Below are 12214 nucleotides of genomic sequence, written 5' to 3'. Positions count from 1 at the left end.
TGATGCCGGCGAGCCGCTTCCCTATAATCGCGCCGGACCGCCGACATTGGCAGACGGTGGTTCAGAAGGTGGCCTGGGTGCCTGCAAGGTAGACAACGGAGACCTCATGGCGGCCAGGATCAAGCGCCCCGGCGTTCGGCGACTGTTATTCGCGCAATTGGTGGTAATAGGCCTGATGACGGGGGCTGGTGCCTTGTCGGGAGGGAGTTCCGGCGCCCACTCGGTTGTTGCGGGTGGAGTTGTGGCTTTCCTGCCCAATGCCTTTTTTGCCTGGCGCGCCTTCCGCTACCGGGGAGGACGCCACGCCAAGAACATCGTGAGAGGCTTCTACAGTGCGGAAGCCGGCAAGTTTGGTTTGACGGTGGCTCTTCTGACCGTGGTATTTGTCGCAGTGCCCCCCTCAAATCACGCTTTCTTCTTTGGCGCTTATGTGGTGATGCTGTTCGTCCACTGTCTGGCCGCCTGGCTGGGCACGCGGCCATCACCCAACTGAAATCGAGGCAGCTTATGGCAGGCAACAACCCGACTCCCACGGAGTATATTCAGCACCACCTGCAGAATCTGACATATGGCTACCATCCCGAGAACGGTTGGTCGATTGCCCACTCCAGCGCCGAAGCCCAGGAAATGGGGTTCTGGGCCATTCATCTGGATACCATGGGCTGGTCAGTGGCGATGGGCGTCCTGTTCATCTGGCTGTTTCGCAAGGTCGGCAAGGTCGCTACCACGGGTGTGCCGGGCAAGTTGCAGAACGCCATCGAGATGGTCTTCGAATTCATTGATGGCACCGTGAATAGTGCCTTCCACCGCAAGAACTCGCTGATTGGCCCCCTGGCGCTGACGCTGTTCGTCTGGATCTTCCTGATGAACCTGCTCAAGCTCGTGCCGGTCGACCTGGCCCCTGAGCTGTTCGCCAAGCTCGGGGTCGAGTACATGAAACTGGTGCCGACCACGGATCCCAATGCCACCCTGGGCATGGCACTGGGCGTGTTCTGCCTGATCATCTACTACAGCATCAAGGTCAAGGGGCTCGGTGGATTTGCCAAGGAGCTCTCACTGACGCCCTTCAATCATTGGCTATTGATTCCCTTCAACCTGGTGATGGAAGTCATCAGTCTGCTGGTCAAGCCCCTCAGCCTGGGCCTGCGACTCTTCGGCAACATGTTCGCCGGCGAGGTAATATTCATCCTGATTGCCCTGCTGCCGTTCTGGGTCAGCTGGACGCTCAACGTGCCCTGGGCCATCTTCCATATTCTGGTCATCACCCTGCAGGCATTCATCTTCACCGTGCTGACGGTGGTCTACCTGAATGCGGCCCATGAGCATCACTGAATCGCGCAACATCTGATAAACCCTTGAACCTTAACCTCAACTCGATAGGAGTATCACCATGGAACTCGTCTACATTGCCGCCTCTCTCATGATCGGTCTGGGTGCCCTGGGCACGGGCATCGGCTTCGCCCTGCTGGGCGGTAAGCTGCTCGAGACGACTGCCCGTCAGCCGGAGCTGGCCAACCAGCTGCAGACCAAGACCTTCCTGATGGCTGGCCTGCTGGACGCTGTGCCGATGATCGGTGTGGGCATCGCGATGTACCTGATCTTCGTTGTTGCCGGTTAACGAATCGCACACCGGGCGCGCAGCGCTCGGTCTGCCTGTTTCCGGTCGCCACGAATCTGTCAGAGGTACGTCCTTGTGAATATCAACATGACGCTAATCGGACAAATGATCGCCTTCGCGATTTTTGTCTGGTTCTGCATAAAGTACGTGTGGCCGCCGATCAACAATGCGCTTCACGAGCGCCAGAAAAAGATCGCCGATGGCCTGGACGCTGCCAGCCGTGCATCACGTGACCTCGAAAAGGCCGAAGAGCAGGCCGAAGAGACTCTGCGTGAAAGCAAGGAACAGGCAGCCGAAATTCTGGAGCAAGCCCACAAGCGGTCCAATCAGATGATCGACGAGGCACGTGAGCAGGCCCGCCAGGAAGGCGAGCGCATGATCGCGGGTGCCAAGTCCGAGATCGAGCAGGAAGTCAACCGCGCGAAGGAAGAACTGCGGGGCGAAGTCTCGCGTCTTTCCATCATGGGCGCCGAGCGCATCCTGGAATCCTCCATTGACGAGAAGCAACACGCGAAGCTCGTCGAAAAACTCGCTGACGAGCTTTAAGGAGGTCTTCCATGGCGCAACTGTCTACTGTCGCACGCCCCTATGCCAAGGCAGCTTTCGAGTACGCTGACCAGCATCAGGCACTCGATGCCTGGGCCGGCATGCTCGACAGCGTGGCCCAGGTTGTCGGCAACGACGACCTGCGTCAGCAGGTGCTCGGTAATCCGAGACTGACCAGCGCGCAGAAAGTCGAGCTGGTCGTCGAGCTCTGCGGCGATGCCGTGAACGACGAACTGCGCAACTTCCTTTACCAGGTCGGCCAGAAGGGTCGCCTGGCGGCTCTGCCGGCCATCGCCGAGCAGTTCGCGCTGCTCAAGGCTCAGCAGGAAAAGCGCATGGACGTGGAAATCGTCTCCGCCTTCCCGCTGGACGACGCGCAGCAACAAACGCTCGCGAGTGCGCTGGCCAAGCGTCTGAACCGCGAAATCTCCATTACCACTCAGGTGGACAGCAGCCTCATGGGCGGCGTGGTCCTGCGTGCCGGCGATACCGTCATCGACGGGTCGGTGCGTGGTCGACTGAATCGCCTCCACGAGGCCCTTTCCGCCTGAGTCTGAGGGACATGGCATGCAGCAACTGAATCCTTCCGAGATCAGCGACATCATCAAGCAGCGTATCGAGAAGCTGGATGTCGCATCCGAAGCCCGTAACCAGGGCACCATCGTCAGCGTGTCTGACGGTATCGTGCAGATCCACGGTCTTGCCGATGCAATGTTCGGTGAGATGATCGAGTTCCCCGGCGGCATCTTCGGCATGACGCTCAACCTCGAGCGCGACAACGTCGGCGCCGTGGTGCTGGGCGACTACCTGAAGCTGGAAGAGGGCATGACCGCTCAGTGCACCGGTCGCATCCTCGAAGTGCCGGTGGGTCCGGAACTGTGCGGCCGCGTGGTCGATGCTCTGGGCAATCCGATCGATGGCAAGGGCGAGCTGGGCACCGACAAGACCGATGCGGTCGAGAAGGTCGCGCCGGGCGTCATCACCCGTCAATCCGTTGATCAGCCGATCCAGACCGGCTTCAAGTCGATCGACGCCATGGTGCCGATCGGTCGCGGTCAGCGTGAGCTGATCATCGGCGACCGCCAGATCGGCAAGACGGCGATTGCCATCGACGCCATCATCAACCAGAAAAACACCGGCGTGACCAGTGTTTACGTGGCGATCGGCCAGAAGCAGTCGACCATCGCCAACGTGGTGCGCAAGCTCGAAGAGCATGGCGCCATGGAAAACACCATCGTGGTGGCGGCCGGTGCGGCCGACCCCGCGCCGATGCAGTTCCTGGCCGCCTATTCCGGCTGCACCATGGGCGAGTACTTCCGCGACCGTGGCGAAGACGCCATGATCGTCTATGACGATCTGTCCAAGCAGGCCGTGGCCTATCGTCAGGTCTCCCTGCTGCTGCGTCGTCCGCCGGGTCGTGAAGCCTTCCCGGGTGATGTCTTCTATCTCCACTCGCGGCTGCTCGAGCGGGCGGCGCGTGTCAATGAGGACTATGTCGAGAAGTTCACCGATGGTGAAGTGAAAGGCAAGACTGGCTCACTGACCGCACTGCCGATCATCGAGACCCAGGGTGGCGACGTCTCCGCCTTCGTGCCGACCAACGTGATCTCGATCACCGATGGTCAGATCTTCCTCGAGACCGACCTGTTCAACTCCGGCGTGCGTCCGGCGATCAACGCGGGCCTGTCGGTATCGCGCGTGGGCGGTTCGGCGCAGACCAAGATCATCAAGAAGCTTGGTGGCACCGTGCGCCTGGCACTGGCTCAGTATCGTGAGCTGGCGGCCTTCGCCCAGTTTGCTTCCGACCTCGACGAGTCGACCCGCAAGCAGCTGGAACACGGTCAGCGCGTGATGGAACTGATGAAGCAGAATCAGTACTCGCCGATGTCCGTGGCGGAAATGGCCGTGACCCTGTTTGCCGCCAACGAGGGCTATCTGGAAGATGTCGAGGTCAAGAAGGTGCTGGACTTCGAGCGTTCTCTGCATGACTTCATGAAGTCCGAGTTCGCCGAACTCCTCGACACGATCAACCAGAGCGGTGACTTCAGCGACGAGATCAAGAGTGGCTTGAAGGAAGGTCTCGAAAAGTTCAAGGCAACTCAGAGCTGGTAATTCCGCCGGCCCGCTTCAGGCAAGCGGGCCATGGAGCATTCTGAGGGCCACGAACGGAGTAGATCGCTATGGCAGCCGCAAAAGAGATTCGCTCCCAGATCGGGAGCATCAAGAACACGCAGAAGATCACCAGCGCCATGGAAATGGTGGCTGCGTCGAAGATGCGCAAGGCGCAGGACCGCATGCGGGCCAGCCAGCCCTACGCCAAGCAGATTCGCAAGGTCGTGGGCCACCTCGCTGATGCCAACCCGGAGTACAAGCATCCGTGGATGGAAGAGCGCGAGGTCAAGCGTGTCGGCTACATCGTGGTATCCAGTGACCGCGGCTTGTGCGGTGGCTTGAACGGCAACCTGTTCAAGTCGGTCGTCAAGGACGCCCAGGCCTGGCATGAGCAGGGCGCAGAACTTGACTTCTGCACGCTCGGCAGCAAGGCCAACGCCTTCTTCCGCAAGTATGGCGGTAATCTGGTGGCCTCCAGGAACAGCCTGGGGGAATCCCCGCGCGCCGAGGATCTGGTCGGTAGCGTCAAGGTCATGCTGGATGCCTACGACGAAGGCACGCTGGACCGCCTTTATGTGGTGTTCAATGAATTCGTCAACACCATGACGCAGAAGCCGGTGGTCCGTCAGCTGTTGCCGTTGTCTCCCGACATGGGGCGCAAGGCGCAGGATGACGACGACGAGGAATTCGAGCGTCCCAGCAGCTGGGACTACCTGTATGAGCCTGATGCCCAAGCGCTTCTGGATAGCCTGCTGGTGCGCTTCGTCGAGGCGCAGGTCTATCAGGCGGTGGTCGAGAATGTGGCCTGTGAGCAGGCTGCGCGCATGATCGCCATGAAGAGTGCTACCGACAACGCCGGCAACATGATCGACGACCTGGAACTGGTGTACAACAAGGCCCGTCAGGCGGCCATTACCCAGGAAATTTCCGAGATCGTCGGTGGCGCCGCCGCCGTATAGCGCCAGGCATACAGGTTTCATTTGCAGGTACTTTGAGAGGAACCAAGATGAGCGGACGTATCGTACAAATCATCGGCGCGGTGATTGACGTAGAGTTTCCGCGGGACGAAGTGCCCAAGGTCTACGACGCGCTGACGGTCTCGAACAGCGAGACCATCCTTGAGGTCCAGCAGCAGCTGGGCGACGGCGTGGTGCGCACCATCGCCATGGGGACCACCGAGGGCCTCAAACGCGGCCTCGAGATCACCGGCACCGACGCGGCGATTTCCGTGCCGGTGGGGGAAGCGACACTGGGACGCATCATGAACGTCCTGGGTCAGCCGATCGACGAGGAAGGTGAAATCGGCGAGCAGGAACGCATGCCGATCCACCGCAAGGCGCCGGGCTATGCCGACCAGGCAGCCGCCGAAGAGCTGCTGGAAACCGGCATCAAGGTCATCGACCTGGTCTGCCCGTTCGCCAAGGGCGGCAAGGTCGGCCTGTTCGGCGGCGCCGGTGTCGGCAAGACCGTCAACATGATGGAGCTGATCCGCAACATCGCCACCGAGCACAGCGGTTATTCCGTGTTCGCCGGTGTCGGCGAGCGGACCCGCGAGGGCAACGACTTCTATCACGAGATGCAGGAGTCCAACGTCCTCGACAAAGTCTCGCTGGTCTACGGCCAGATGAACGAGCCACCCGGCAACCGTCTGCGCGTGGCGTTGACCGGCCTGACCATCGCCGAGAAGTTCCGCGATGAAGGCCGCGACGTGCTGCTGTTCGTCGACAACATCTACCGTTATACCCTGGCCGGTACCGAGGTGTCCGCACTGCTCGGCCGCATGCCGTCCGCGGTGGGTTATCAGCCGACGCTGGCGGAAGAGATGGGTGTCCTGCAGGAGCGCATCACCTCCACCAAGACGGGTTCCATCACTTCCGTGCAGGCCGTTTACGTGCCCGCGGACGACCTGACCGACCCGTCGCCGGCCACCACCTTCTCGCACCTCGATGCGACCGTGGTACTGGCGCGTTCCATCGCCGAGCAGGGTATCTATCCGGCCATCGACCCGCTGGATTCCACCTCGCGTCAGCTGGATCCGCTGGTCATCGGCGAGGAGCACTACAAAGCGGCGCGTGGTGTTCAGGGCGTGCTGCAGCGCTACAAGGAGCTCAAGGACATCATTGCCATCCTGGGCATGGATGAGCTGTCCGACGAGGACAAGCTCTCCGTGGATCGGGCGCGCAAGATCCAGCGCTTCCTGTCGCAGCCGTTCTTCGTGGCCGAGGTGTTCACCGGTTCTCCCGGCAAGTACGTTTCGCTCAAGGAAACGATTCGCGGGTTCCAGGGCATCCTCGACGGCGAATACGACGAACTGCCGGAGCAGGCCTTCTACATGGTCGGCACCATCGACGAAGCCGTCGAGAAAGCCAACCAGATGAAGTAATCCCTCCACCTGGGAGACGTCATCATGACGAAAAGCATCAAGTGCGAGGTCGTCAGCGCCGAGGCGTCGATCTTCTCCGGCGAAGCCGAGCAGGTCGTGGCGGCCGGCAGCATGGGGGATCTCGGGATTCTGGCCGGTCATACGCCGCTGCTCACCGAGCTGGCGCCCGGTCCGGTGCGGGTCATCCGAGGCGAGGGTGAAGAGGATCACTTCTATGTCTCGGGTGGCTTCCTCGAGGTCCAGCCCGACGTGGTTACCGTACTGGCGGACACCGCCGTGCGTGCCGACGATCTGGACGAGGCCGCCGCCGAACAGGCTCGCCAGGAGGCGCTTCAGGCCATGCAGGACAAGTCCGCGGAGCTGGATTACACCCGCGCCGCGGCCGAACTGGCCGAAGCCATGGCCCAGCTGCGTACCATCCAGCAGCTGCGGCGCAAGGCGGGGCGCGGCTGAGCCAGCCCCGAGCCGAGCGTGACTGACCAAGGCGCCTCCCGGATGTATACCGGGGGGCGCTTTTTTGTTCGCTCGGGCCAATTACCTGTGGATCATCGAGCGGCCTCGATGCCGGGAGACAGCCATCATGTCATTAACAGCCTCCCTGGAGCGGCATAAAGTCACCCTGCTGCATGCCCTCGACATGGATGATCGCCAGCAGCTGAATCGGCAGCTCCCGGAGTTGCGCTCGGCGGATATCGCCGAGATCCTGCATGACCTGCTGGAGGATGACCACGAGCTGCGGGCTCGGGCCCTGCTCGACAGCCTGCCCCTCGAGCGGCAGGCCAGTGTGCTCGGCTATCTGCATGACGAGGAGCAGCTGGTCTTCACCGCCGTGATGCGCAACGACAAGCTGCAGGCGGTGCTCGAGGAGATGGGCTCCGATGAGCGCGCGGATCTGTTCAAGGTGCTCGGCGAGGATCGTCGCGAGGTATTGCTGCGGCGCATGGCGCACCGCGAACGCGAGCAGCTCATGCGCCTGGCCAGTTATGAAGAGGGCACCGCCGGCGCGCTGATGACCGCCGACTATGTGGCGATCCCCATGGGCATCATGGTCTCGCGGGCGATGATGCGGGTGCGTCAGACCGCGCCGGATGCCGAGACCGTCTATCAGCTGTATGTCATCGATGAAGACGGCTGCCTGGCCGGCACCATGTCGCTGCGCCAGTTGATGGTGGCGCAGCCCGGCACCGCGGTCGACGAGCTGATGATTCGGGATGTGATCCGCGTCTCGGTCGAGACCCCGCAGGAAGATGTGGCCCGCCTCGTGGCCCGCTATGACCTGCTGGCCGTGCCGGTGGTCGATGAGCAGGGGCTGCTGGTGGGTATCGTCACCCATGATGATGCCCTCGATGTGGTCGAGTCCGAGGCCACCGAGGATATCCACAAGGGGATGTCCATCGGCCAGCTCGAGGACGGCGTCAGTCGGGTATCGCTGATGAGCCTGTATCGCAAGCGCGTGACCTGGCTGGTGCTGCTGGTCTTCGGCAACCTGTTGTCGGGGGCCGGCATCGCGCATTTCGAGGAGACCATCGCCGCCCAGGTGGCATTGGTCTTCTTCCTGCCATTGCTGATCGGCAGTGGCGGCAATGCCGGAGCCCAGGCGGCGACCCTGATGGTACGCGGCATGGCCACCGGGGATGTCGGCGTGCGCGACTGGGGCAAGCTGCTGGGGCGCGAGTTGCTGGTCGCCGGTTCGCTGGGCCTGACCATGGCCCTGGCGGTGGCGCCGATCGGGGTGATGCGCGGCGGCGAGGCGGTGGCCCTGGTGGTGGCCATCAGCATGATCTCGATCGTGCTGTTCGGCAGCCTGCTCGGCATGTGTCTGCCCTTCGTGCTCGATCGCTTCGGCTGGGATCCGGCCACCGCCTCGGCGCCGCTGGTCACCACCCTGATCGATGCCTCCGGGGTGCTGATCTACTTCAGCTTCGCGACCCTGATACTGTCCTGAGCAGCGACTTTCCCGAACAGGACGGCGGGACAGGCCGTGATTGGAGCTGTATCCTCATGCACCGGCTACTTACTTGCTGACATAGAGTATTCCATGGATTGGCTCCAGATCGTCCTGCTTTCCATCGTCCAGGGATTGACCGAGTTCCTGCCGGTTTCCAGCTCCGCCCACCTGATTCTGGTGCCGGTACTCACCGACTGGCCCGACCAGGGGCTGGCTTTCGATGTGGCGCTGCATATCGGCAGTCTGGCTGCCGTGGTGCTGTACTTCCGCGAGGAGCTTATCGCCATGATCGCCAGCTGGTGCCGCAGCCTGACAGGGCAGGGCACCGATGCCGATGCGCGCCTGGCCTGGTGGGTGGTGCTGGCGACGATTCCGGTGTGTCTGGTCGGCCTGGCCTTCAAGGACAGCATCGAAAGTGTCATGCGTTCACCGCTGGTACTGGCCGGTGGCCTGATCGTGTTCGGTATCCTGTTGGGGGTGGTCGATTGGTGCTGTCGCGGACGGCGCAACGAATACGCCATGAGCTGGAAGGATGCGCTGTGGATCGGCCTGGCCCAGGCACTGGCGCTGATACCCGGCACCTCGCGCTCGGGCATCACCATGACCGCCGCCCTGATGCTGGGGCTCAACCGCGAAGCGGCGGCACGCTTTTCGTTCCTGCTGTCGATTCCGGTGATCGTGCTGGCCGGCGGCCTGGAGACCCTGGAGCTGATCCGCGCGCCGCAGCCGGTGGACTGGCTGGCCCTGTCAGTGGGCGCCGTGCTGTCGGGCATCAGCGCCTATACCTGTATTCATTTCTTTCTGGCCTTCATCAAGCGCATCGGTATGCAGCCCTTTGTCATCTATCGGCTGATACTGGGGGGTGCCTTGATCTGGTTGTTCGGGTAGCGCGATCGATGAGCGCCGGGGGAGGATGAGCTGTTCCGTCGACAAGCTTTCGCGAGGGCGCTGTGAACCCATCCCTGGGCGCTACCTTTGCCATCCATGGCAAAGGACCCTCGCTTCAGCTTGTCCCCGGCGCTCATCCTGTTGGTTGGGTTCCTTCTGGAGTTTTGTCATGCCACTTTTGAATTACCGCCATGCGTTCCTGTTACTGCTGCTGGTTTTCGTGCTGGCCGGTTGTTCCGAGCGCAAGCTGGAAACCCCGGTGACCCTCAAGGGCGATATCTTCGGCACCTTCTATCAGGTCACCATCGCCGATCCGATCACCGCCGAGCGTCGCGATACCCTGCGGGACGGCATCCTCGACGAGCTGGAAGCGGTCGATGCCTCCATGTCCACCTACCGCGATGACGCCGAGCTGGTCGCCTTCAACCAGGCACCGGTCGGCGAGTGGCAGACCCTTTCCGCGCCGCTGATCGAGGTACTGGCCACGGCCCGTGCAGTGGGGAAGGCCAGCAATGGCGCCTTCGATGTCACCGTGGGCGATCTGGTCAATCTGTGGAGCTTCGGTCCCGAGGCTCGTCCCGAAGAGGTGCCCGGTGATGCCCAGATCGAGCAGCGCCTGGCCGAGGTCGGCATGCAGACCCTGGAGCTGGATGTCGACGACAACCGCGCCAGGCGGCTCAAGGACGTCTTCGTCGACCTCTCCGGCGTGGCCAAGGGCTATGCCACCGACCGGGTTGCCGCCTATCTGGACGAGGCGGGCATCGACAATTACCTGGTCAACCTGGGCGGCGAGGTCAAGGTGGCCGGTCACCGCGACGGCGATTCCGAAGCCTGGCGCATCGGTGTCGAGGTACCCCAGGATGGCCAGCCTCGGGCCGAGCATGTGCTGCCGCTGGATGGCATATCCGTGGCCACCTCGGGCGATTACCGGCATTATTTCGAGGCCGATGGGCGACGCTATTCGCATACCATCGACCCGCGGACCGGTCGCCCCATTCGCCATCACCTGGCGTCGGTGACGGTCCTGGGCCCTTCCAATGCCCGCGCCGATGCCTGGGCCACCGCCATGACGGTGCTCGGCGAACGTGAAGGCATGCGGATCGCGCTGCGCCACGATCTGGCCGTGCTGATGCTGGTACGCCAGGGCGAGGGCTGGCAGAGTCTGGCGAGTCCGGCCTTCACGGCACGATTCGGTGAGGACAGGGTCAAGAGAATGGGGATCGAGGTCGTGAACTCGGCTGATCGACTCCCTTCACAAGGTGATGAAGCGCCTGAATGAATGGATCACAATGGGCCTAACCCCATCTGCCAACCATAATATCCAATCAGAGACACAATGAAGGAGTCGGGATGACCCTGGATGTCGTGATACTCGCAGCCGGCAAGGGAACGCGCATGCGTTCGGCATTGCCCAAGGTACTTCACCCGCTGGCCGGCAAGCCGATGGTGCGCCACCTGCTCGACACGGCGGCGGGACTCGATGCCGAGCGCACTCATGTGGTCGTCGGGCATGGCGCCGATACGCTGCGCGAGGCGCTGGCCGACTATGAGGTCAATTTCGCCCTGCAGGCCGAGCAGAAGGGCACCGGCCATGCCGTGGCCCAGTCACTGGATCAACTCGGCGACGGCAAGGTACTGGTGCTGTACGGCGATGTACCGCTGATTCGTCGCGATACCCTGCGGGCACTGCTGGCCCCCGTCGATGAAGACCACATGGCGTTGCTGACGGTCACTCTGGAGGATCCTTCCGGGTATGGGCGCATCCTGCGCAACGAGGCCGGCGAAGCGGTGGCCATCGTCGAGCAGAAGGATGCCAGCGAGGCCCAGCGGGCGGTGCGCGAGTGCAATACCGGCATCATGGCCATGACGGCCGCGCAGCTGCGCCGCTGGTTGCCCCGTCTGTCGGCCGAGAACGCCCAGGGGGAATATTACCTGACCGACGTCATCGCCATGGCCGCCGCGGATGGCATCGGAGTCGCCACCGCCCAGCCCTCGCGCCCGGTGGAGGTCGAAGGGGTCAATGACCGCCGTCAGATGGCACGCCTGGAACGTACCCTGCAGGCCGATATCGCCGATGACCTGATGGCACAAGGCGTGGCCCTGCGCGATCCCGCACGCCTGGATGTACGCGGTCAGCTGGAATGCGGCCATGATGTGGAAATCGACGTCGGTTGTATCTTCGAGGGTCATGTCGAGCTGGGCGAGGGCGTCAAGGTCGGCCCGCACTGCGTGATTCGCGACAGTCATATCGGCGCCGAGACGGTCATCGAAGCCCACAGTGTCATCGAGGGCGCCGTGGTGGCGGGGCACAACCAGTTGGGGCCCTTCGCTCGCCTGCGACCGGGCACGCGCCTGGCGGTGGGTGCCAGGGTCGGTAATTTCGTCGAGACCAAGAACGTCGAGGTCGGTGAAGGGTCCAAGATCAACCACCTGAGCTATATCGGCGACGCTCGGCTCGGTCAGGGTGTCAATGTCGGCGCCGGCACCATTACCTGCAATTATGATGGCGCCAACAAGCATCGCACCGACATCGGTGATGGAGCCTTCATCGGTTCCAACACGGCCCTGGTGGCCCCGGTTTCCATCGGCAAGGGGGCCACAGTGGGAGCCGGTTCGACCATCAATCGCGACGTGGCGGAGAATACCCTGGCGGTCGAACGCTCGCGGATGACGACCAAGGATGATTGGCAGCGTCCCATCAAGCGGGGCTGAACAAGGA

At 62.5% G+C, this 12214-nt stretch carries 13 protein-coding genes; all 13 read left to right on the top strand.

Annotation, left to right across the window (positions count from 1 at the left end; all coding sequences use genetic code 11):
* Positions 1–106: 106 nt before the first annotated feature.
* The 13 genes from QWY79_RS06880 to glmU all read left to right on the top strand — a co-directional run bounded on the left by QWY79_RS06880 (position 107) and on the right by glmU (position 12207).
* Positions 107–493 (top strand): ATP synthase subunit I, encoded by a 387-nt coding sequence (locus QWY79_RS06880; protein ID WP_290271209.1) that lies wholly within the window; start codon positions 107–109, stop codon positions 491–493.
* A 14-nt stretch (positions 494–507) separates the two neighbouring features.
* On the top strand, positions 508–1332 hold the full coding sequence (gene atpB / locus QWY79_RS06875; protein WP_290271208.1) for a F0F1 ATP synthase subunit A: 825 nt from the start codon (positions 508–510) through the stop codon (positions 1330–1332).
* A gap of 58 nt (positions 1333–1390) precedes the next feature.
* Positions 1391–1618 carry a F0F1 ATP synthase subunit C gene (gene atpE / locus QWY79_RS06870; RefSeq protein WP_064699929.1) on the top strand — a complete coding sequence of 76 codons (228 nt, stop codon included), beginning with the start codon at positions 1391–1393 and terminating at the stop codon, positions 1616–1618.
* A gap of 75 nt (positions 1619–1693) precedes the next feature.
* Positions 1694–2164 carry a F0F1 ATP synthase subunit B gene (locus QWY79_RS06865; RefSeq protein WP_290271203.1) on the top strand — a complete coding sequence of 157 codons (471 nt, stop codon included), beginning with the start codon at positions 1694–1696 and terminating at the stop codon, positions 2162–2164.
* 11 nt (positions 2165–2175) lie between these two features.
* On the top strand, positions 2176–2715 hold the full coding sequence (locus QWY79_RS06860; RefSeq protein ID WP_290271202.1) for a F0F1 ATP synthase subunit delta: 540 nt from the start codon (positions 2176–2178) through the stop codon (positions 2713–2715).
* A gap of 16 nt (positions 2716–2731) precedes the next feature.
* A complete protein-coding gene (gene atpA, locus QWY79_RS06855) occupies positions 2732–4276 on the top strand; it encodes a F0F1 ATP synthase subunit alpha (protein ID WP_290271200.1) in 1545 nt (514 codons plus the stop codon).
* Positions 4277–4344: 68 nt separating this feature from the next.
* The gene (gene atpG, locus QWY79_RS06850) at positions 4345–5235 is read left to right on the top strand and encodes a F0F1 ATP synthase subunit gamma (protein ID WP_290271198.1); all 891 of its coding nucleotides are present in this window, start codon (positions 4345–4347) and stop codon (positions 5233–5235) included.
* A 47-nt stretch (positions 5236–5282) separates the two neighbouring features.
* Entirely contained in the window at positions 5283–6659 is a 1377-nt protein-coding gene (atpD, locus tag QWY79_RS06845) for a F0F1 ATP synthase subunit beta (protein ID WP_141319663.1), read from the top strand.
* Between the two features lie 24 nt (positions 6660–6683).
* Positions 6684–7112: a F0F1 ATP synthase subunit epsilon gene (locus QWY79_RS06840; RefSeq protein WP_290271195.1), complete on the top strand. Its 429-nt coding sequence runs from the start codon at positions 6684–6686 to the stop codon at positions 7110–7112.
* Positions 7113–7239: 127 nt separating this feature from the next.
* Positions 7240–8604: a magnesium transporter gene (gene mgtE, locus QWY79_RS06835; RefSeq protein WP_290271193.1), complete on the top strand. Its 1365-nt coding sequence runs from the start codon at positions 7240–7242 to the stop codon at positions 8602–8604.
* Positions 8605–8697: 93 nt separating this feature from the next.
* A complete protein-coding gene (locus QWY79_RS06830; protein ID WP_290271191.1) occupies positions 8698–9495 on the top strand; it encodes an undecaprenyl-diphosphate phosphatase in 798 nt (265 codons plus the stop codon).
* A gap of 169 nt (positions 9496–9664) precedes the next feature.
* Entirely contained in the window at positions 9665–10774 is a 1110-nt protein-coding gene (locus QWY79_RS06825) for an FAD:protein FMN transferase (protein ID WP_290271190.1), read from the top strand.
* Positions 10775–10845: 71 nt separating this feature from the next.
* Positions 10846–12207 (top strand): bifunctional UDP-N-acetylglucosamine diphosphorylase/glucosamine-1-phosphate N-acetyltransferase GlmU, encoded by a 1362-nt coding sequence (gene glmU, locus QWY79_RS06820; protein WP_290271188.1) that lies wholly within the window; start codon positions 10846–10848, stop codon positions 12205–12207.
* Positions 12208–12214: the final 7 nt, after the last annotated feature.

The organism is Halomonas sabkhae (genome assembly GCF_030409265.1).
GTDB classification, from domain to species: domain Bacteria; phylum Pseudomonadota; class Gammaproteobacteria; order Pseudomonadales; family Halomonadaceae; genus Halomonas; species Halomonas halmophila.
The sequence above is the reverse complement of the archived record's forward strand: the minus strand, read 5'-3'. Positions and strand labels throughout refer to the sequence as shown.